Origin of the sequence: Streptomyces sp. 8N616, assembly GCF_052246385.1 — a bacterium.
Taxonomy (GTDB): Bacteria; Actinomycetota; Actinomycetes; order Streptomycetales; family Streptomycetaceae; genus Streptomyces.
This window is the reverse complement of record NZ_JBQQBY010000054.1, coordinates 28,035-48,611: the sequence shown is the minus strand read 5'-3', so window position 1 is coordinate 48,611 and position 20,577 is coordinate 28,035. Positions and strand designations below refer to the sequence as shown.

Sequence of the window (20,577 nt, the reverse complement as noted above, 5' to 3'; positions counted from 1 at the left end):
CTTCAGGCGGGCGGGAAACCGACGGCGATGCGCCGCGGGAGCCGCGAAAGGCACCACAGTTCCGCACAGCCGCCCGCCTGAAGGGCCTGGCCGTCGGCGGCTGACCGCGCCGAGGGCGCGAGGAGCGGCGGCGAATGGGCCAGGGGGACGGCCTCACGGCATAACGCCGGAGGCGCTATGCCGTGAGCTCCTGCTGCAGGGCGTCGCGCAGGCGGGCCGCGCGTTCTGCGACCTCCGGCGGGCCATGCTCCACCGCACGGGAGCACCAGTGCTGGGCGTCCGCGAGCTCGCCCCGCCGCGCGGCGAGCAGCGCGAGGCGCAGCGCCGCCCTCCCGTGCCCCGCCGAGGCCGCGCGGGTCCACCACAGCGCGGCCTCCGGCTCGCTGCCCTCCCGCGCGAGGAGCAGCCCGAGGTTGAAGGCCCCGTTGCGGCTGCCCGCCTCCGCGGCCGTGCGGTACCAGCCTGCGGCCCCGACCGCGTCGCCGCGGAACGCCGCGATCATTCCGCAGCGCACCTGCGCCCGCCGGTGGCCCTGCTCGGCCGCCCGCTCGTACCACTCCTCGCACTCGGTGGTCCCGCCGTCCCCCTCCTCGGGACGCTGCCGCCGCTCGAGCAGCGCGCCGAGCCGGAAGGCGGCCTCCGCGCTGCCGCCGCCCGCCGCGCACCGCAAGTGACGTTCGGCGGCCCGCTCGTCGCCGTCCCTGAGGAGCGCGATGGCGACCTGCAGCGCCGCATCCGTGTGCCCGGCCGAGGCGGCGCGCTCGTACCACTGCCGAGCCGTACGGTCGTCGTCCCGACTGGCGTGCAGAATGCCGAGGTTGAACGCTGCGTCGACGCTGCCCGCCTCCGCGGCCTTGGAGAACCACGGCTCCGCGCCCGCCGCGTCACCGCGCTGCAGCAGCAGTACGGCAAGGGCGTTGGCGGCCTCGCGGTGCCCGGCGTAGGCGGCGCGGCGGTACCACTGCTCGGCCTGCGGCGTACGCCCCTGCTCGGAGCACAGCAGGCCGAGGTTGTACGCGCCGTTGACGTCTCCGGCGTCGAGCGCGGCGCGGTACCAGCGCTCGGCGGTCTGCGGCTCACCGCGGTCGGCGTGCAGCGCGCCGAGGGCGTTGGCAGCGTTGCCATCGCCCTTCTGGGCGGCCCGGCGCCACCAGATGGCGGCGCTGTCGGTGTCGCCCGCGTCGCGCAGCAGGAAGCCGAGCGCGCAAGCAGCGCGCGGCTCACCGTCCTTGGCGGCCGTGAGGTACCAGCGGCCCGCCTCCTGCACCTCGTCCCGCTCTTCTAGGAGCATGCCGAGGTGCAGGGCAGCGCGCCGGTGACCGCGCGCGGCGGCCTGCCGGTACCACTGCTCGGCCTCGGCCGTGGCCGCGCGCTGCTCCGGGTCGTCGGGCGACGGCCCGTCCAGGGCCGCGATGCCCCGGCGTACGGCGTCCGGACGTCCGGCGTCCAGACCTCCGTCGTCCCGGCGTACGGCGTCCAGACGTCGGTCCCGGCGTACGGCGTCCCGGTTCCCGATGTCGCGGCCACCGAGGTCCGGTCCCCCGAGGTCGCGGCCCGCGGCGTCGCGCCCCCCGGCGTCGTGGCCGCGCAGGTCCAGGATGCGGGCGAGGCGGTACGCGGCCTCGCGGTGCCCCTGCTCGGCGGCGGCACGGAACCAGCGCTCCGAGCCGACGTCGCTGCGGTGATCCAGCAGGTCGGCGAGCGCGTACGCGCCCAGCGCATGGCCCGATTCGGCCGACTGACGCAGCCAGTACTCCGCCGCCGGCTCGTCGCCCCGCTCCCGGTAGTGGCGGCCGAGGGCGTGCGCGGCAGCGGCGGATCCGGCCACGGCGGCGATCCGCCACCAGCCGGCCGCCTCGTCCGGGTAGCCCTTCTGGTGCAGCAGGACGCCCAGGTTGTTGGCGGCGGCGCGCTCACCCGCGCTGGTGGCGGCGCGCAGGTAGGGCTCGGCGCCGTCGAGGTCGCCGCGGCGCAGCAGCAGGGCGCCGAGGACGCTCATCGACTCGGTGTCCCCGGCCTCGGCGGCCTGGCGGTGGCGGGCCTCCTCCTCCGCCTGCCCGGTGAACGTACCGGCCTCGGCGGCGGGATCGGCGGTGGTGGTGTCGTCACAGCTCGCAGCGGATCCGGGCACGGCGGGGGCCCGCTCGTCACCGGGCGGGTCCGCAAACCGACCTGTTTCCAACAGAATTGCCTTGTCCCCCATAAGGGCCATCGTCGCACCACCTGCAACCTGCGTACACCTGGTATACCGCAGCCAGTGAAGTCACTTCGGCGTTTTGTCGACTTCCCGACAGAGCTACTTGCCAAACGCCATATCCGCGGTGTCCCCCACACAAGCGAAGGACCCGGAGTCTGTTGACTCCGGGTCCTTCTGTAGTAGCGGGGACAGGATTTGAACCTGCGACCTCTGGGTTATGAGCCCAGCGAGCTACCGAGCTGCTCCACCCCGCGTCGTTGTGCGCTCACCGTACCACGACGCGGGATGGCGCCTGCTCAGTTGCCTTGCCCGCCGCCCTTCTCGCCGGCCTGCCCGTCGCCTGACTTCCCGTCACCCTCCTGGTCGGCCTGCGCCTGCGCATCGGCGGCCCTCTTGATCGCCGCCTCCAGGTCGTCCTGGGCCTTGCCGTACGCGGTCCAGTCCTGCTCCTGGAGCGCCTTCTGGCCCGCCTCGAACGCCTTCTGCGCGTCGTCGAGCGCCTGCTGCACGGTCGGGTTCTCCGCCGACGGCGGCTGCGTGGTGCCCTCGCCCGGCGGCTGGCCGGTCTCGGCCCCCTCCGTCCCGAAGACCTCGTTCAGCGCCTCGCCCAGTGTGTCCTTGAAGACGGTCTCCTTGCCGTACGAGACCCCCACCTTCTTGAGCAGCGGGTAGTTCGCGTTGCCGCCTCGCACGTACACCGGCTCGATGTAGAGGAACCCTTCGTCGAGCGGCACCGTCAGCAGGTTGCCGTACTCGATGTCCGAGTCGGTGCCTCTGAGGTTTCTGACGAACTCGGCGACGTCGGCGTTGCCGTTGAGTTCGCTCTGCACCTGTTGCGGGCCCGGCACGTTGGAGGTCACCTTGAGCAGCCTCATCGTGCCGTAGTCCGGGCTCGTGGCATCGGCGTCGACGGCCATGAACGCTCCGAGGTTGGGGCGTCCGCTGGGGGTGAAGGTCGTCGTCAGCGAGAAGGTCTGTGCCGTCTGCCCCGGCATGGTCATGCTGAGGTAGTACGGCGGGACGGCGCCGGAGTCCTTGTTGGTGGGGTCGTCCGGCACCTGCCACGCGTCACTGCCGCTGTAGAACTGGGCGGCGTCGGTGACGTGGTAGCGGGTGAGCAGTTCACGCTGCACCTTGAACAGGTCCTGCGGGTAGCGCAGGTGCTGCATCAGATCTTGATCGATCGAGCTCTTGGACTCCACCGTGCCCGGGAACGCCCTCATCCAGGTCTTGAGAACCGGGTCATCGGTGTCCCACTCGTACAGCTTCACGGAGCCGTCGTAGGCATCCACCGTCGCCTTGACCGAGTTGCGAATGTAGTTGACCTGGTTCTGCTGGGCGACCACGGTCCGCTGGCCGGTGGTCAGCGAGTCGGCCGTCGTGTCCCCCAGCGTCGTACGGGAGGAGTACGGGTAGCCGTTGGTGGTGGTGTAGGCGTCGACGATCCACTTGATGCGGCCGTCCACGACCGCCGGATACGCGTCACCGTCGATGGTCAGCCAGGGCGCGACGGACTCGATCCGCTCCTTGGGCGTCCGGTTGTAGAGGATCCGCGAACCCTCGCCGATGGCCCCCGAGTAGAAGATCTGCGGGTCGCTGAAAGCCACGGCGTAGGCGGCGCGGTTGACGGGGTTGGAGAGGTCGACCCCGCTGTTGCCGCGGTAGCTGGTGCTCCTCTCGCCGTTCTGCTCGTAGTCGAGCTCCTTCTGGGGCCCGCCGACGATCGAGTACTGCTCGGTCTTCTCGCCGTAGTAGATCCGCTGCTCGTACCTGCCGAGCTGCCCCCTGGTGGGGAGGCCGGACTCGGTGAAGTCCGGGGAGCCCGCGGGGTCCGCATCCGGGTCCGTGGTCGTGCCCCTGGCCGCGACCATGCCGTAGCCGTGCGTATAGGTGAAGTGGTCGTTGATCCAGTTGTGCTTGGGAATGCCTGCGATGTTCAGTTCGCGCAGGCCGATGACGGTGTCCTGCGCCTTGCCGTCGGGGCCCTTGTAGCGATCGACGTCCAGCGTCAGCGGGAACTGGTAGTACTTGCGCTCCTGCTGGAGCTGCTGGAAGGTCGGCGGGACGACGTTCGGGTCGATCAGGCGGTAACTGGCCGTCGTGTCCGCGTCCTTGCGGAGCTTCGCCTGATCGTCCGTGCCTGCCCGGCCCGAGTAGTTCGTCACGCTCGCGTCATTGATGCCGTACGCCTCGCGCGTGGCATCGATGTTCTTCTCGATGTACGCGGACTCCTTGGCCTGCTCGTTCGGCTGGACCTGGAACTTCTGCACGATCGCCGGGTAGAGCCCGCCGATCAGAATCGCCGAGAGCACCATCAAACCGAAGCCGATCACTGGCAGTTGCCAGGTGCGGCGCCAGAGTGTCGCGAAGAACAGCACCGCGCAGATCGCCGCAATACAGAAGAGGATCGTCTTGGCCGGGAGATACGCGTTGGCGTCGACGTAACGCAGACCCGTCCAGTTGCCCGTCGCCTTGAAGTCACTGGACTTCACCGCGAGGCCGTAGCGGTCGAGCCAGTAGGCGACCGCCTTGAGCGAGACGAAGATGCCGAGCAGCACCGACAGATGGCCGGTGGCCGCGGCCGTGGCCCGCGCGCCGGGGCTGGTGATCCGCAGCCCCCCGTACAGGTAGTGCACCAGCGCGGCCGCGATCAGGCCCAGCACCGCGGCCGCGAAGCCGAAGCCCAGCAGGAAGCGGTACCAGGGCAGGTCGAAGGCGTAGAAGGACACGTCCTTTCCGAACTCCGCGTCCTCCCTGCCGAACGACACGCCGTTGACCCACAGCAGCCACGTGCGCCACTGGCCGGAGGCGGAGGCGCCCGCGATCAGCCCTACGAGGGCGGTGACCCCGAGCAGCACCCACTTCTTGTAGGGCGCGATACCCATCCGGTAGCGGTCCAGGCTCTGCTGCTCGACGGACATCGCGCTCAGCGGCGGGCGGAGCTTGTGCGCCAACCAGATGTTGATGCCGACGGCCGCGGCCATGAGGAGGCCGAAGACGAAGAAAAGGCCGATCTTGGTCCACAGGGTGGTGGTGAAGACCGACGAGAAGCCGACCGAGCGATACCAGAGCCAGTCCGTCCAGAACCCGGCGAACATGACGAAGAGCATCGCCAGCACGGCGAGCACGCCCAAGGTCATGAGCAGGGTCCGGACGCGCCGGGACGGTCGGCCGACTCTGATCCGCGGGCCTGTCGGGCCTCCGCCGCGGTCCGGCATCTGGAAAGCCAAGGTGCGCACCTCGAAGTTCGCTGTCGTATGAGCAGGCCCCGCGATAGTAGGGCCCACCCATGCAACTTACTCAAGCTTTACTCGGTTCCCGATTCCGGTTACGAACAGGGCAAGATACTGACCATGTCCAACCTCTCCTCCGCCTCGGGTGCTCCGATGGCCGCAAGCCCGCTCACCCGCGCCGTACTCGAGATCGACGAGTACGCGGCCGGGCTCGGCTGGGACCAGCCGGCCCGTCTCTTCGCCCTCGTCGACACCGATCAACTGCGCGCCCAGGAACCGGGGCTCGCCGCCCAGCTCGGCATCGACAACGACGCCGAGGCCACCCTGACCCCGGTGGAGCAGGACGAGCTGCCGCGGGGCGCGCCGCTCGACGAGTTCCTCGCCACCATCGCCTGGCCTGACGCGGTGGTCGGCTGCGCCCTGACCGTGGAGCGGCTGATGCTGCCGCCGGCCGCCGAGGCGTCCGTGCCCGAGGGCATGGACGAGGGGCAGCTCGCGAAGTGGGTTGCGGAGCACCCGGACCGCCAGGAGGTCAGGATGACCGTGGCGGTGCTGCGGGACGGTGCGCGCGAGACGGCGCTGCGGCTGCGCGAGAAGGACTCGCCGACCGAGGTGCTCACCGGCTCCGACCTCGTGCCGGGGCTCGCCGAGGCCCTCGCCGCGACCTTCGCGGAGTAGGCGGTCCGCGACCTTTCGCGGAGCAGGCGGTGCGGTCGGGCCCGGGGTTATCGGGCCAGGGCGCGTGCGGCCGGGCCGGGGTGTTCGGCCCAGGGCCGGGCCGGGTGCGGCCGGTACGTGACGGTCGGCTCCGGACCGGCTCAGTCCTTCGTGCAGCGCTTCACGTCGGCCGTGTCCCCCGCGCGGATCTGCTCCAAGGCCTTCACAGCGTCGTCGATCGTTCCGACCTTCACCAGAGTGAGGCCGGAGGGCTTGTCCTTGGCCGCGGTGGCGCAGTTGTCCTCGGGCGTCAGGAAGTACCGGGCGCCCTTGTCACGGGCCCCGACCGTCTTCATCTGAATGCCGCCGATCGGCCCGACCTTGCCCTCGTCGTCGATCGTCCCGGTGCCCGCGACGAAGTTGTCGCCGGTCAGGTCGCCGGGGGTCAGCTTGTCGACGATGCCGAGGGTGAACATCATCCCGGCGCTCGGGCCGCCCACGTCGGCCAGCTTGATGTCGATCTCGAACGGGAACGTGTGGTCGGTGCCCGCCTGGATGCCGACGATCGCCCGGTCGTCGTCCGGCGCCTTCCGCGTGGTGATGGAGACCGTCTCCCGGGTCCCCGGCTCCGGCTTGCCGGCCTTCTCCGCGGCGGCGGCCGCCTTGGCCGGGACGATGGTGAAGCTGACCTGCTGCCCCGGCTTGTGCTGCGTGACCAGCTTGGCGACATCGCCCGGCTTCGCGACCGGCTTGCCGTCCACGGCCTTGATCACATCCCCGGCGTGCAGCGTGCCCTGGGCGGGGCTGTCCTTGACGACGGATGCCACGACCACGCGCGCGGAGACCGGTATGTCCAGCACCTTCATGGCCGCGACCTTGGCGCTCTCCTGGGACTGGCTGAACTCCTCGGCGTTCTCCTGATTGGCCTGCTCCGCGGTCTGGCCGTCCGGGTAGAGCGTGCTGTGCGGGACGACCGCGTCATCGTGGGAGAGCCAGCCGGCGACCGCCTCGACGAGATTCATCCGGTAGTCGGCGCCGGTCACCCGGACCGTCGTCATGTTGAGATGGCCCTTCGCCGGATAGGTCTTGCGCCCGGAGATGTGCAGCACCGGCTCGCCACCATGATCGCCGAGGGTGTTCACCGTCGGACCGGGAGACATCTCCGAATACGGCACGGGAATCAGCACCCCTGCACACAGCAGCGCAATGAGAATCAGGGTGGAGGCGAGCAGCGTCGCGGTGCGGCGTGGCATGAGAACGACAGTACGGGACTGGTCCGACAGTGCACTCCCGGGGCCGGTCCGTACGGGGTCGCCCGGGCCCTCGGGGCCCGGTGCGGAGGCGCTCAGGCCGCCGCGTCGGAGTCGCCGGTGCGGGAACGTTCCATGGCCTCTCGGAACCGCTCGTACCCGGCCAGTTCGGCGACGTCGCCGACCTTTCGGTTACGCGCGGCCCAGCGGGCCCACGCGGCCGCGACGACAGCCGCGACAACCGGAATCAGCAACCAAGCGAGCGCCGCCATACCGGCCTCCCGACCCCATGCGCATCTAGAACTGACAACCGCAACTGACTGATCAGCAGATTAACCATCCGCCCGATCAACGCTCACCGCAGGGTGCCGGTTACGCAACCAGGGAGGGGCTGTTGGTGGGCCATCAGTGATCGCAGGGCCCCGGCGGGCGCTACGCGCCGACCCACTCCTCGTCTCCATCCGCGAACTGCTGGTGCTTCCAGATCGGGACCTCCCCCTTGAGGTCGTCGATCAGGCGGCGGCAGGCGGCGAAAGCCTCGGCGCGGTGCGGGCACGAGACGGCCACGACGACGGCCAGGTCGCCCACGGCGAGGTCGCCGACCCGGTGAACGGCGGCCATGGCCCGGACGGGAAAGTCGGCCGCCACCTTCTCCGCGACCCGGCGAAGCTCCGCTTCGGCGGTCGGATGGGCGGAGTAGCCGAGAGCCGCGACATCGGCCCCGCCGTCGTGGTCGCGCACGGTTCCCACGAAGAGGGCGGTGCCGCCCGCGGAGTCGTCCCCGACCGCCGCGAAGACCTCGTCGACGGACAGCGCGGTGTCGCGGATCGCGAGGAGGCGGATCGGGTTGGGGGCCGGCGCCTCGCCGGGGTGGTCGTACGTCCGTGCCATGGCGTCCATCGTGCCGTACCCGTCTCGATTAAGGAATCCCAGATATCCCGCATGGCGGAAGGATTCTTCCGTCATGCGTTCGCACTCGCTCCGTGAGCCAGGTGCGTCAGCCCCTGCGGCGGGCCTTGCGAGCCCGCCTGACCAGGGCCGCCGTGCCGACCAGGGCGACGGTCGCCCCCGCCGCTCCGAGCGTCGTCGCGTCCTTGCGGCCGAGGCGGCGGCCCGCGACCGTATGGCGGCCCGCGACCTCCTCCAGAAGCTCCGCGAGGACTTCCTCGTTCGTCCACCCAGGACGCCAGCCGGCGTCGTGCAGCCGGCTGCCGCTGACCACCCACGGGTGCATGGTGTACGCGAGGTCGCCCGCGGGGGACGGAGTAAGGCCGAGCCGGTGCAGCCTGGACGCGGCGCCGAGCGCGACGGCGGACGGGAGCTCCATGCGCCGGATGCCGGTCAGCTCCTCGATCTCTTCCTGCTCCAGCCAGCCGTCGCAGCCGACCGCCAGTTCGCCGTCGACCTTCCCGAGCGCCGCGTACTCCAGGGCGCTCGCCAGGTCCTCCACGTGGCAGAACTGCCAGGTCGGGCGGGACCCGGCGACGACGAGGAGACGAGGGGACTCGAAGTAGCGGGTCAGGGCGGTGTCAGTACCGCCCACCAGGATGGCGGGCCTTACCACCGTGACATTGAGGCCGGGGTGCGCGCGGGGCGCACGGCGGCCGAGATGCTCGATCTCCAGCAGGTCGCCCACGCCGGTGGCCTCGGCGGTCGCGCGCAGCTCCGCGTCCTCGGCGAGCGGCACATCATTGTCGGGCAGCGCGCCGTAGACCATGGCCGAGGTGCACAGGACGACCCGGTGCACTCCCGCGGCCGCGGCCGCGGTCAGCACCGTCTGGGCGCCGCGCACGTTGTAGGCGGTGCGGGCGGCCGGGTCGGTGCCCAGGTTGAGGTCGAGCGCGAGGTGCACGACGACGTCGGTGCCCCGCAGCTTCTCCGCGATGGCCGGATCCCGTACGTCGAGCAGGTGCCACTGGGCCTCGGGGACCTCGCCGCGGCGCTCGTCGATGGCCACGACCTGCTTGATCTCCTCGGAGTCGGCCAGCCGCCGGGTCAGCACGGCGCCGACGCCTGAGGCGGCGCCGGTGACCGCGACGACGGGCCGGCGCGCGGGCGCCGAGGCCTCGTTTCGCGCTGCGCGAACTTCTCGGTCTGGGGAACTCACCGGGCGGCTCCAGCGGTTGTCTTCAGTACGTACGGGCAGTGACGCGTACGTACCAGGTGGCGTCCATCCTGCCGCAGGCTTCCGGGCAGCCAAGCACCGAGCCTAGAGGTGGGCAGGGTGTCTACGCTGGGTTGTGATGTCGGGCAGTCGCCGCCGGCCCCGGGCCGGCGGCCCTAAGAGCCGAGGAAACCCGTGAGTGACACCCCATTCGGATTCGGCCTTCCGCCGGAGGAGCCGGACGACGGCGACGACGGCAAGAAGAAGGGCGGCCAGGGCGGCAATCAGGGCCCCGCGAATCCGTTCGGGTTCGGCGGGGGGAGCGGTGGGGAGAACCCGTTCGCCGCGATGTTCGGTTCGCTGAATCCGAACGACCTGGGAGCGGCCTTCCAGCGCCTCGGGCAGATGCTCTCCTACGAGGGCGGCCCGGTGAACTGGGACATGGCCAAGGACATCGCGCGGCAGACCGTCGCGCAGGGCACCTCCGACGGCACCAAGGACGCGAGCGTCTCGCCGGGCGAGCGCGCGGCCGTCGAGGAGGCGGTGCGGCTGGCGGACCTGTGGCTGGACGGCGTCACCTCGCTGCCGTCCGGTTCGGGTGCGGCGGTCGCGTGGAGCCGCGCCGAGTGGGTCGAGGCGACCCTCCCGGTGTGGAAGGACCTGGTGGACCCGGTCGCCGAGCGCGTGGGCGCGGCCATGGGCGACGTACTGCCCGAGGAGATGCAGGCCATGGCGGGCCCGCTGCTCGGGATGATGCGCTCGATGGGCGGCGCCATGTTCGGCACCCAGATCGGGCAGGCCGTGGGCATGCTGGCGGGCGAAGTGGTCGGCTCGACCGACATCGGGCTGCCGCTCGGGCCCGCGGGCAAGGCAGCGCTGCTGCCGGTGAACATCGAGACGTTCGGCAAGGATCTCGGCGTCCCACCGGAGGAGGTACGGCTCTATCTCGCGCTCCGCGAGGCGGCCCACCAGCGCCTGTTCGCCCACGTGCCGTGGCTGCGCTCGCACCTCTTCGGCGCGGTCGAGGGCTACGCGCGCGGGATCAAGGTCGACACCGCGAAGCTCGAGGACGTGGTCGGCCAGCTCGATCCGACGCACCCCGAGCAGCTGCAGGAGGCGCTGCAGCAGGGCATGTTCCAGCCGGAGGACACCCCGGAGCAGAAGGCGGCGCTGGCCCGGCTCGAGACGGCGCTGGCGCTCGTGGAGGGCTGGGTCGACGCGGTGGTGCACGCCGCGGCCGCGCCGCACCTGCCGTCCGCCGGCCGGCTGCGCGAGACGCTGCGCCGGCGGCGCGCGAGCGGCGGCCCGGCGGAGCAGACCTTCGCCACGCTGATCGGCCTCGAACTGCGGCCGCGGCGGCTGCGGGACGCCTCGCGGCTGTGGGCCTCGCTCACCGACGCGCGCGGTCTTGACGGCCGGGACGCCCTGTGGGCCCATCCGGACATGCTGCCGACGGCCGGGGACCTGGACGACCCGGACGGCTTCGTACACCGCGAGCAGCTGGACTTCGCCGAGCTGGACAAGATGCTCGGCGAGGCGGCGGGCGGGGACGGAAAGCCGCGGCTCGACAAGGGCGACAAGGCCGAAGGGGACGGCGAGCCCAAGGACAGCGGCGGCGAGGGCGACAGCGAGAAGTGAGCCTGTACGAGGACGCGGCGCGGGCCCTGAAGGAGTGGCCCGCGCCGGATGCGGATCAGGAGCGGCTGCGCCTCGCGTACGGCGATCACCTCGCTGCGCACCCGAACGGAATGTGGAAGTCCTGCCGGGACGGGCACATCACGGCGAGCGCCCTGGTGGTCGACCCGGCAGGTGGCCGCGTACTGCTGACCCTGCACAAGAAGCTGCGGATGTGGCTGCAGATGGGCGGGCACTGCGAGCCGCAGGACACCACCCTGGCCGGGGCCGCCCTGCGTGAGGCCACCGAGGAGTCCGGGATCGAGGGCCTGACGCTGCTGCCCGCCGGCCCGGCGCGCCTGGACCGCCACCACACGCCGTGCGCCTGGCACCTGGACGTGCAATACGCCGCTCTCGCGCCCGGCGGCGCGGTGACGGCGATCAGCGACGAGTCGCTGGACCTGCGCTGGTTCGCGTACGACGAGGTGGCCGCGGTGGCGGACGAGTCCGTCGTACGGCTGGTGGACCGCACCCGCGCGCTGCTGCGAGGCTGACGCGCGCGGGTGCGGTCCGTCCGCACCCCGCGCGGGGGCGGTCCGTCCGCTGCCGTCCTCTAGCGGTTGGACCAGATGTTGCCCTGGTTCTGGCCGTGGGCGCCCTGCTGGCCCATGCCGTACTGGGCGGCCATCCCCTGGCCGATCACCGCGTTCTGCGGCGGGAGCAGCTCGCTGGGCTGGACCAGTGCGTAACCCTGGCCGAGGAAGCTGAGCTCCCAGCCCTCGCCGGTGTTGCCGCGCCGCCGGTAGACGCTCGAGGACGACGTCTGCGCCTGCATCTGGACCCGCAGCGAGGTGGACCAGGCGATGAGGGCGTCGGAGTCGGCGTTGACGTACTTGTCCGGGGTGACCTGGAGCATCAGCGGCTGGCCCGAGGTCATCAGCGCGACCTTGCCCTGGCCGGAGATCTGCAGGTTGTACGCGCCGGACCCGGAGACGCCGAACTGGCTGTCCACCGCGATCGCCTCCCAGTGCAGCGCGGAGTCGAGCGCAAGGACGTAGGCGCTGTCGACGGTCAGCCCGTCCCGGTCCACGTCCACTACGTGGACGTACTGGGCGAGGTTGGCGAGGTAGACGGTGCCCTGGCCCGAGCAGCGCATCAGGTCGAGGCCCTCGCCGGTGTGGGCGCGGGCGCGACGCTGGCCCTGGGTCTGGTACTCGCCGTCGAACTCGAGCAGCCCCTGGTAGGCGACCATTGCGCCCTTACGGGCGAGGACGTCGTCGTGTCCGGTGAGCGCGACGCGCAGCATCTGCGGGTTCTGCAGCGCGTAGCGGTCCTGGGTCTGGTGCTCGGTGTAGCCGAAAAGCGGGCTCTGCATGGTGTGTTCGCTCCCCCTCAGCCCCGGGCCCGGAGCCGGTCAGTGCTGTCCTCACTCGGCTGTACGACGACGAATCCCTGGCCGGAGAAGCCGATCTGGTACGCCTCGCCGCTGCCCCGCCCGATCATGGAGGAGGCCTTGAAGCTCCGCTTCCCCTTCATCTTCAAGCCGGTTGACCAGGCGACGAGCGCGTCCGGGTCCACGTAGGTCTCATCCTCGCCGCGGCCGCAGTCGACGACGATCGGGGTGCCGCGCGAGGTCAGGGCGACCCAACCGGTGCCGGAGAGCCCGACGTTGAAGAGTCCCTGCCCGGCGAACTTGGCCATGCCCTTGACGCGCTGGACGCCCCACTGGAGGTGGGCGTCGAAGGCAAGCAGGTTGGTGCCGTTGACCGAGACGGAGTCGTTGTTGAGGTTGATGCAGACGACGTCCGCGCCGTAGTCGGCGAGGTAGAGCAGGCCGTCGCCGCTGCACTTCATCAGCGGGGCGCCCTCGCCGGTGAACCACTGGGAGGCCATCTGGCGTACGGCGGGCGGGTTCGGCTCGTACTGCACGAAGCCCTCGTACGCGACCATGGAGCCGGTGCGCGCGAAGAGGTCCTGGCCGCTCTGCATGGCGACCTTGAGCATGCTGCGCCCGTGGTTCTCCATGCGGGCGGCCATCGGGGTCGGGGCGTAGCCCGCGATCAGTGTCTGGTCCATGACGGGCTCCTTCAGACCTCGTAGGGCTGGACGACGATGAAGTTGCCGGGCGCGCCGCGGAACTGGAGGTTCACGGTCTCCCCGCTGTGGCCCGGGTAGGCGTTGCGGCGCAGCCGCACCTGACTGGAGATGATCACCTGCGAGGCGGCGGACCAGGCGACGATGGCGTTGCTGTCCGCGAACGTGGTCGGGGTGACGGGGAGGACGACCGGGACGCCCTGGGTCTTCACGACCACGGTGCCGGTGCCCTGGAACTGCATCGTGAACAGCGCTCCGCCGGGGATGCCGTGGCCCTCGATCCGGCGCACCTCATGCTGCAGCGACTCGTCGAAGGCCAGGACGCTCTCGGCGGAGACGCAGATCGCGTCGCCCTGGAGCTCGATCGGGTGGACATGCGAGGCGTTCTCGGCCAGGAAGACCTGGCCGCGGCCGGCGCAGCGCATGAGCTGCATCTCCTGGCCGGTGGCGTTGCCGACGATCCGGCCGCCGAAACCGGCTCCCTTGTAGCTGAAGTCGACCTTGCCCTGATAGAGCACCATGCTGCCCTGGCGGGCGAGGACGGGCTGGCCGTCGGCGCCGAGGTCGATCCGGATGAGTTGTTGGTTCTGCAGGGTCCAGCGCTGACCGGTGGGCGCCTCGCGGTACTTGTCCAGGGCCGCACCGAGCCCGGGCGCGGTGGGCACACCGAGTGCGGCGGGCGAACCGGCTGCGGCGGGCGAACCGGTCGCGGTGGGCGCACCGGTCGCGGCGGGCGCACCGGTCGCGGCGGGCTGACCGTAGGAGGCGGGCTGCTGGCCGTACGGGGCGGGGGCCGGTGCCGCCTGGCCGGGCTGACCGTACGGGCCCTGCTGGCCGGGGAACTGACCCGGCTGGGGCTGGCCTCCATAGGACGGCTGCCCCGGCGCGGCGGGCGGGGCCTGGCCGGGCAGAGGGGCTCCGTAGGGGGCGGGTTGACCCGGCGGCTGGCCGTACTGGGGCTGCTGACCCGGGAATTGGCCCGGCTGACCGGGCTGTCCCGGCTGACCGGGCGGCGGTGGAACCTGACCGCCGGGTGGGGTGTGCTGGTCGGGGACCGGAGACGTGATGGGCGCGGCGATCGTGGGCGCGGTGTGCACCTGCGGGTCGGAGGGAGCGGGTGGAGCGGGCTGCGGTGGTGGTGCCGGAGTAGCCGGGGCGGGCTGCGGGGCGGCCGGGGCAGCGAAGCCCGGCGCGGGAGCGGCCGCCTGGGGCGGTGCGAAACCGGGCGCGGCCTGTTGCGGCTGCTGCGGAGCCGCCCCACCCCCATCCTCCTCGAGCACCTCACCGCCGAAGTTCTTCAGCAGGGCATCGAGCCCGCCGTCGAACCCCTGCCCGACGGCGGCGAACCGCCACACGTCCTTGAGATAGAAGTCGCCGAGCATCACCGCTCGTTCGGTGGTGAACTCCGCGCCCGTGAAGGAATAGCGGGCGACTTCCTCGCCGCCCGCCACGATCCGGATGTAGCCCGGCCCGACCTGCGACATCTGGCCCGCACCGTCGATGGTCGCGGTGAAGGAGAGCTTCTGGATGCTCGCCGGGATGCGGTCGAGCGTGACGCGGAACGACTCCGTGTCGCCCGCCTGCGCGCCCAGTTGCTGGATCGACTCCTCGGGCGACTTCGGCTGGTTGAAGAAGATGAAGTACCGGTCGTCCGACAGCCGTTCGTCGCGGTCGAGGCCGAAACAACTGATGTCGAAGGACAGTCCGGGCCCGGAGATCTGCACTCCTACGTACAGATCCGTCCCCGCTGTCAGGTCACTGATCTTGGCCTTGTGGCCGCGTTGGAATTCCCTGGCCATACGTAACGACCGTCCCCCATCCGAGCGGTGAATACAGCGGTGATCACAGCGATGATCACTGCGGTGATTACAGCGGTGATTGCAGCGGTGAAAGCGTTGCGTCAGGCTAACCGCTGGGGCAGACAGCGGGCGATGCCGGTGCCGGGTTGGTACCGGGCCGATACGGGGCTGGTGCGGGGCCGGTGCTGCGGGGCCGGTGCGCAAGCCGCGCGCGGTCGGCCCGCGTGGCCGATACGGGCTACTCGCTCCGGGCCGCGGGCAGATGCGGCAGCCGGTCCGCCGCGACCACGCCCTCGAGGTATCCGCGGGCGCGCTCCGTCCGCGGATACGCCTTCAGCAGCTCCCAGAAGCGCGGTCCGTGGCCCGGCACGAGCAGGTGCGCCAACTCGTGAACCAGCACGTAGTCGATGACGTACTCGGGCATGCCCTGGAGGCGGTGCGACAGGCGGATGCTGCCCTCGGCAGGGGTGCAGGAGCCCCAGCGGGTGTTCTGGTTGGTGACCCAGCGGACGGTGGTCGGGCGGGCCCGTCCGTTGAGGTACTGGTCGGACAGCTGCTCAGCTCGCTTGGCGAGTTCCCCGTCGCCCAGCATCCGCTTGCTCTCCTGGGCCGCGAGCTTGTCGAGCATGACGGTCACCCAGCGCTTCTCCTCGGCCTCGGACATGCGGGCCGGGATGAGGACGACGGTGCGGTCGCCCTCGCGGTAGGCGGAGACGGTTCTGCGCCGCCGGGCACTCCTCCTGACCTCGACCGCGCTCGTCCCCGAGCCGCGGGCGGGCTGGCTGGCTGCGCTGCGCTGCGCGCTCCCGGCGCGGTGCAGTGGGTCGGCGGACACGCCCCGACGTTACCTGCTGGGGGCCGGGGAAGTCCCGCCCCTCGATGGGTGTGCGCAATTTGAATGACTAATCCACACCGCCTGTGGACAACTTTCCGCAGCTGAACCGCGGTACGGGCATGCTGGAGGCCGGTCGGATCGATCGACCGGGGCGAACGGGGAGCAACAGGGATCAACGGGGGACGGAATCATGCATCCGATGCTCAAGCCCGCGCTGCGGCGCGGCTGGCGTGACCGGCAGAACATGCAATTCGGCGTTTCAGCGGCGCACGCGGTGGTCGTGGGGCCGGTGGACACGGCGACGGGCAGTTTCCTCGGACTGCTCGACGGCACCCGAGGCCTGCCGCTGCTGCGGCGGGAAGCCGAGGCGATGGGCCTCGGGGCCAGCCGGGTCGACGAGTTGGTGGAACGGCTCGGTGCGGCCGGGCTGCTCGACGACGCTACGGCGGCGGGCGGGCCGCCGGGAATGGTCGACCCAGACCAGGGCGACCGCTGGGTCGCACAGGACCGGGGTGGCCGCTCGGTCGCGCAGGACCGGGGCGACCGTTCGGTCGCGCAGGACCGGGCCGCGGCCTGGGACCGGCTGAGGCCGGACCTCGCATCGTTGTCCGTGGTGCATCCGGAGCCGGGCGGCGCGATGCGGCGGATGTCCGCGCGGGCGGCCATACGCGTGCAGGTGCGTGGCGCGGGACGGGTCGGTGCGGCCGTCGCGGCGGCACTGTCGGCCTCGGGGGTCGGCCAGGTCGACGTGATGGACGGCGGATGTGTCGAGCCGTGGGACGTCGCGCCGTCCGGTCTGCCGCCCGAATCCGTAGGCGAGCGGCGGAGCGTGGCCGCACGGAGAGTCGTACGGGCGGCGGCGCCCGGCCGGCGTCCACGGCGCCCGGGGCCGGATGCCGCGGCCGCGGCGGCAAGGGCTGCTGGGACGGCCGGGGCCGCCGGACCCTTCGCGGCGTCGGGTACGGCGACGGCGCTGGTGGTGCTCGCCCCGCGCGACGGGCTCGCTGCCTACGCACCCGACCCGGTCATCGCCGACGAGCTGATCGCCTCGGGGGTGCCTCATCTGTATGCGGGCGTGATCGAGGGCACGGGCGTGGTGGGGCCGCTGGTGCTGCCGGGCGGCTCGGCCTGTGCGGGCTGCCTGGCTCTGGAACGGGCCGAACGGGAGCCCGCATGGCCCCGGATGCTGGCCCAGTGGCGGTCGGGGCGCAGCGGCTCGGGGGTGATGGCGTGCGACACCGCACTGGCGACGGTGGTGGCAGGACTCGCCGCCTCGCACGCGCTGAGCTTTCTCGACGGGCGGCTTCCGCTCAGCGCCGGGGCACGGCTGGAGTTCGCGCTGCCGGACCTGCCATGGGAGGCGCGACCGGTGGCCCCGCACGCGGCCTGCCGCTGCGGCGCGGCTCGGGCGGCAGACGCGGACACCTCGGCCGGGGAGTCTCCTTCCGCAGGGGAATCCGCCTCCGCAGGGGAATCTCCGCGCGCAGGGGAATCCCCCTCCGCCAGGGACGAGCCGCACGGGACAATGGCCGGGCGACCGCCGTCTGCGGCGTGGCTCGGGGGGTAGCCCTCCCGGAGGATGCAGTGGAGTTGGAGGGGCGAATGTCGGATCTTCCGCGGAAGGCGGTCACGCGTACTGCCAAGCTGGCCGCGCTGCCACTGGGAATCGCCGGCCGGGCAACCTGGGGTCTCGGCAAGCGGATCGGCGGCCGGTCGGCGGAGATCGTCGGCCGGGAGCTCCAACAGCGCACCGCCGAGCAGCTGTTCAAGGTGCTCGGCGAGCTCAAGGGCGGAGCGATGAAGTTCGGGCAGGCGCTGTCGGTGTTCGAGTCCGCGCTGCCCGAGGAGGTGGCGGGGCCTTACCGTGCGACGCTGACGAAACTCCAGGACGCCGCCCCGCCGATGCCAGTGCGGACGGTGCACTCGGTGCTGGAGGAGCGGCTCGGCGAGCACTGGCGGGAGCTGTTCGAGGAGTTCGAGGACAAGCCGTCGGCGGCGGCGTCCATCGGGCAGGTGCACCGCGCGGTGTGGCACGACGGGCGCGAAGTGGCCGTCAAGGTCCAGTATCCGGGCGCGGGTGAGGCGCTGCTGTCCGACCTCACCCAGCTCGGCCGGTTCGCCCGGCTGCTGGGGCCGCTGATTCCGGGGATGGACATCAAACCGCTCATCTCCGAGCTGCGCGACCGCGTCTCGGAAGAGCTGGACTACGGCCTGGAGGCGCAGGCCCAGCGGATACACGCGGCGGAGTTCGCCGACGACCCGGATGTGGTCGTCCCCGATGTGGTGCACCAGAGCGACCAGGTGCTGATCACCGAGTGGATGGAGGGGGTGCCGCTCTCCGAGGTCATAGCGCACGGCGGACGCGAGGAGCGGGACCGCGCCGGACAGTTGCTGGCCCGTTTCCTCTTCTCCGGCACAGCCCGCACCGGGCTGCTGCACGCGGACCCGCACCCCGGGAACTTCCGGCTGCTCGTCGGCGATGCGGACGGCGGGCCGCCCGAGAAGTGGCGGCTGGGGGTTCTGGACTTCGGCACGGTCGACCGGCTGCCGGACGGCCTGCCGCCTACCATCGGCACCTCGCTGCGGATGACGCTCGACGGCGACGCAGAGCCGGTGTACCGGATGCTGTGCGAGGAGGGTTTCGTCAAGCCGACGGTCGAGCTGGACCCGGAGGCGGTGCTCGACTATCTGCTGCCCATCATCGAGCCCGCCCGGGCGGAGGAGTTCACGTTCACGCGGAACTGGATGCGCACGCAGGCGGCCCGTATCGCCGACCCCCGCTCGCCCGCGCACCAGCTGGGCCGGCAGCTCAACCTGCCGCCCGCCTACCTTCTGATCCACCGGGTCACGCTGAGCACCATTGGAGTGCTCTGCCAGTTGGGTGCCACGGTCCGGCTGCGCGACGAACTCACTGCCTGGGTCCCCGGTTTCGTGCCCGAGGAGGCGGGCGTGGAGGCGCTGGAGGAGGACGGGACGGCGGCGGGCGCCTGACCTGCCGTGGACGCCTGGTGGGCTGCGGCCTCGCCGACGCTCTCGGGCGGCTCTCACCACCGGGGCGGCCGGCGACGCGCTACCACCAGGACGAGTCGAGCCGTCCTTCGATGGCGCGGATGTTGTCGCGGGCGCAGTTCTCGCAGAAGTAGATCCGGCTGCCGTTCTCCACGGAGCAGGTCCAGGTCACGGGCGGGGTCGGGCCGTCCGCGGCGGCACCGCAGCGGGCGCACACCACGGTCTCGTTCTCGGCACCCTGCTGCGCGGGGTGATGAGTCTGTTGTTCCACCTGTCGACGATACCCCCGTGAACCGCGTTCGACGGGGCACAACGCACCGCGGGACCGGTTCGGCGAACCGGTCCCGCGGTTTCAGAAGACTGCTGAGCTCGGGTGGCTCAGACGGTCACTGCATGACGGCCATGGCCAGGGCGCGGCGGGCGCGCAGCGAGGCGCGCTCGGCGCGGCGCTGCAGACGCCGGGCAGCGGCCAGGCGCATGGCCCTGCGTTCGGACTCGGCCTCGTACAGTCGCTCTTCCATTCGAGCACGGGCCAGGGCTTCTGGGATGAGTTGCATCTCTCGGGTCCTGTTCTGGCGCGAGGCGTTCGCGCCGGAGTTGTTGAGTTCTGGGGTGCCGGTGACGGACGGCTCGTGGGCGGACGGCTTCATCGTCGGGACCTGCTTCTTGGGGTCGTGCGTGTGAGGGCGGTCGATCGTTCCTGCGGTGGTCATGCCGCGACCGGGTTCTTGCGCGGGCGGCCACGCGGCCGCTTCCGGGGCACGACGACACCCTGGACGAACAGCTCGCCACCCCAGACGCCCCACGGCTCGCGGCGGTCCTTGGCGCCTGCGAGGCAGGCCTCACGCAGGGGGCAGGTCTGGCAGAGCGACTTGGCGTACTCGACATCGGCCGGCGACTCGGCGAAGAAGACCTCCGGGTCGTACGAGCGGCAGGGGACGAGCTCGCCGAGGCGCTCGATCTCGTCGTCGAGCACGGTGAGCTGGGTCAGCTGAGTCAAGGGGACCTCCGAAGAGCCGGGCGGGGGGATCGCAGGGTCGTGCGGTACGGACGGGGCGTGCGCGGAACTGGGCACGGTTGGTGTCTTCCTCGTCTGTTCGGCCCGGCCTTTCGGCCGGGGTTTCGGTCGGTACCGGGTGGCTTTCCGATTCCGCTGCCGGGGAGGACGTGGTGTCTCCGGCAACGGAAAGGGCCGCGGATCCCGGTTCGGGTTCCGCGGCCCTGGAAGGTGCCGACCTGATCTCGCGATCAGGATGGATCTCTCCAGGGTTGGAGCCCGCGGAAGGCCCGCATCGTCTTGTGCTCGGCTGCAGAGGTCGCACCGGTGGCGAAGCCATCGGTCCACTTCTGCTGGAGGTCGGCACCATTGGCCGCGAGGACATAGGCCGAGACCTGTGCCGCCGCTACTGCCGCCGCCGGTGCCTTGGTCGGTCGCTCATCGACCGCGACAATGCCGCGCTCGACGAGACGTGCTTCGGCGGCGCCGGACAGACCGGTACCGCGCAGCACGGAGACGCCGGACAGGCAGAAGGCGGCCTGGTGACCGGCCAGTTTGGTGATGCTGATCATGTGGGCTCGCCTCCTCTCGGCGTCTCGGGGGACTGGTCGGAACCAGTCCCGGGTCGTTCAGTACAGCATGAAACCCGGAGGTCCAAAAGACCTCCTGCCATCCGTGCTCGGAAGGCTATGGCTCCCCCGAAGGGGCTTCTCGCCTAGGCCCCAACAGCCCTGCGACGGACAAGCCCTGCCCGTGGAACAGAAACCTATGGGGATTCCCGCGGCATG

General features: G+C 71.3%; 19 protein-coding genes and 1 tRNA gene. 5 read left to right on the top strand and 15 right to left on the bottom strand.

Annotated elements, in window-relative coordinates:
* Positions 1-175: 175 nt before the first annotated feature.
* From ACTWQC_RS33405 to ACTWQC_RS33395, 3 genes are all read right to left on the bottom strand, one after another.
* Complete coding sequence (locus ACTWQC_RS33405; protein WP_443319608.1) at positions 176-2,212, bottom strand: tetratricopeptide repeat protein; 2,037 nt, start codon at positions 2,210-2,212, stop codon at positions 176-178.
* A 165-nt stretch (positions 2,213-2,377) separates the two neighbouring features.
* Positions 2,378-2,451: transfer RNA gene (locus ACTWQC_RS33400), tRNA-Met, on the bottom strand.
* Between the two features lie 42 nt (positions 2,452-2,493).
* Entirely contained in the window at positions 2,494-5,415 is a 2,922-nt protein-coding gene (locus ACTWQC_RS33395; protein WP_443319612.1) for a UPF0182 family membrane protein, read from the bottom strand.
* A gap of 135 nt (positions 5,416-5,550) precedes the next feature.
* On the opposite strand from ACTWQC_RS33395, the gene ACTWQC_RS33390 reads away from it, so the two are divergent.
* Entirely contained in the window at positions 5,551-6,108 is a 558-nt protein-coding gene (locus ACTWQC_RS33390) for a PPA1309 family protein (RefSeq protein ID WP_443319607.1), read from the top strand.
* A 140-nt stretch (positions 6,109-6,248) separates the two neighbouring features.
* Here ACTWQC_RS33390 and ACTWQC_RS33385 read toward each other — a convergent pair whose 3' ends face one another.
* The 4 genes from ACTWQC_RS33385 to ACTWQC_RS33370 all read right to left on the bottom strand — a co-directional run bounded on the left by ACTWQC_RS33385 (position 6,249) and on the right by ACTWQC_RS33370 (position 9,444).
* The gene (locus tag ACTWQC_RS33385) at positions 6,249-7,340 is read right to left on the bottom strand and encodes a YlbL family protein (RefSeq protein ID WP_443319606.1); all 1,092 of its coding nucleotides are present in this window, start codon (positions 7,338-7,340) and stop codon (positions 6,249-6,251) included.
* Positions 7,341-7,432: 92 nt separating this feature from the next.
* Positions 7,433-7,609 carry a hypothetical protein gene (locus tag ACTWQC_RS33380; RefSeq protein ID WP_443319605.1) on the bottom strand — a complete coding sequence of 59 codons (177 nt, stop codon included), beginning with the start codon at positions 7,607-7,609 and terminating at the stop codon, positions 7,433-7,435.
* Positions 7,610-7,769: 160 nt separating this feature from the next.
* Positions 7,770-8,237, bottom strand: coding sequence for a molybdenum cofactor biosynthesis protein MoaE (locus ACTWQC_RS33375; protein WP_443319611.1), 468 nt, complete (start codon positions 8,235-8,237; stop codon positions 7,770-7,772).
* A gap of 97 nt (positions 8,238-8,334) precedes the next feature.
* Positions 8,335-9,444: an SDR family oxidoreductase gene (locus tag ACTWQC_RS33370; RefSeq protein ID WP_443319604.1), complete on the bottom strand. Its 1,110-nt coding sequence runs from the start codon at positions 9,442-9,444 to the stop codon at positions 8,335-8,337.
* A 192-nt stretch (positions 9,445-9,636) separates the two neighbouring features.
* On the opposite strand from ACTWQC_RS33370, the gene ACTWQC_RS33365 reads away from it, so the two are divergent.
* Together ACTWQC_RS33365 and ACTWQC_RS33360 are read left to right on the top strand one after the other, a co-directional pair.
* Positions 9,637-11,079, top strand: a complete 1,443-nt coding sequence (locus tag ACTWQC_RS33365; RefSeq protein WP_443319603.1) for a zinc-dependent metalloprotease — start codon at positions 9,637-9,639, stop codon at positions 11,077-11,079.
* On the top strand, positions 11,076-11,609 hold the full coding sequence (locus ACTWQC_RS33360; protein ID WP_443319602.1) for an NUDIX hydrolase: 534 nt from the start codon (positions 11,076-11,078) through the stop codon (positions 11,607-11,609). The genes ACTWQC_RS33365 and ACTWQC_RS33360 overlap by 4 nt, the downstream gene beginning before the upstream one ends.
* Positions 11,610-11,668: 59 nt before the next feature.
* On the opposite strand, the gene ACTWQC_RS33355 is transcribed toward ACTWQC_RS33360, so the two are convergent.
* From ACTWQC_RS33355 to ACTWQC_RS33340, 4 genes are all read right to left on the bottom strand, one after another.
* A complete protein-coding gene (locus tag ACTWQC_RS33355) occupies positions 11,669-12,430 on the bottom strand; it encodes an AIM24 family protein (RefSeq protein ID WP_443319601.1) in 762 nt (253 codons plus the stop codon).
* Positions 12,431-12,447: 17 nt separating this feature from the next.
* Positions 12,448-13,131 (bottom strand): AIM24 family protein, encoded by a 684-nt coding sequence (locus ACTWQC_RS33350; RefSeq protein WP_443319600.1) that lies wholly within the window; start codon positions 13,129-13,131, stop codon positions 12,448-12,450.
* A gap of 11 nt (positions 13,132-13,142) precedes the next feature.
* Positions 13,143-14,948, bottom strand: coding sequence for a TerD family protein (locus tag ACTWQC_RS33345; protein WP_443319599.1), 1,806 nt, complete (start codon positions 14,946-14,948; stop codon positions 13,143-13,145).
* Positions 14,949-15,186: 238 nt separating this feature from the next.
* On the bottom strand, positions 15,187-15,783 hold the full coding sequence (locus ACTWQC_RS33340) for a M48 metallopeptidase family protein (protein ID WP_443319598.1): 597 nt from the start codon (positions 15,781-15,783) through the stop codon (positions 15,187-15,189).
* A gap of 190 nt (positions 15,784-15,973) precedes the next feature.
* Here ACTWQC_RS33340 and ACTWQC_RS33335 point away from each other — a divergent pair, with 190 nt between their 5' ends.
* Positions 15,974-17,350: a ThiF family adenylyltransferase gene (locus ACTWQC_RS33335; RefSeq protein WP_443319597.1), complete on the top strand. Its 1,377-nt coding sequence runs from the start codon at positions 15,974-15,976 to the stop codon at positions 17,348-17,350.
* 35 nt (positions 17,351-17,385) lie between these two features.
* On the top strand, positions 17,386-18,774 hold the full coding sequence (locus ACTWQC_RS33330) for an ABC1 kinase family protein (protein ID WP_443319596.1): 1,389 nt from the start codon (positions 17,386-17,388) through the stop codon (positions 18,772-18,774).
* A 79-nt stretch (positions 18,775-18,853) separates the two neighbouring features.
* On the opposite strand, the gene ACTWQC_RS33325 is transcribed toward ACTWQC_RS33330, so the two are convergent.
* The 4 genes from ACTWQC_RS33325 to ACTWQC_RS33310 all read right to left on the bottom strand — a co-directional run bounded on the left by ACTWQC_RS33325 (position 18,854) and on the right by ACTWQC_RS33310 (position 20,361).
* Positions 18,854-19,063 carry a hypothetical protein gene (locus ACTWQC_RS33325; RefSeq protein WP_443319595.1) on the bottom strand — a complete coding sequence of 70 codons (210 nt, stop codon included), beginning with the start codon at positions 19,061-19,063 and terminating at the stop codon, positions 18,854-18,856.
* A gap of 115 nt (positions 19,064-19,178) precedes the next feature.
* Positions 19,179-19,505: a hypothetical protein gene (locus ACTWQC_RS33320; RefSeq protein ID WP_443319594.1), complete on the bottom strand. Its 327-nt coding sequence runs from the start codon at positions 19,503-19,505 to the stop codon at positions 19,179-19,181.
* A complete protein-coding gene (locus ACTWQC_RS33315) occupies positions 19,502-19,867 on the bottom strand; it encodes a WhiB family transcriptional regulator (protein ID WP_443319593.1) in 366 nt (121 codons plus the stop codon). Before ACTWQC_RS33315 ends, ACTWQC_RS33320 begins: the two co-directional genes overlap by 4 nt.
* A gap of 173 nt (positions 19,868-20,040) precedes the next feature.
* Entirely contained in the window at positions 20,041-20,361 is a 321-nt protein-coding gene (locus ACTWQC_RS33310; RefSeq protein WP_443319592.1) for a hypothetical protein, read from the bottom strand.
* Positions 20,362-20,577 lie beyond the last annotated feature (216 nt).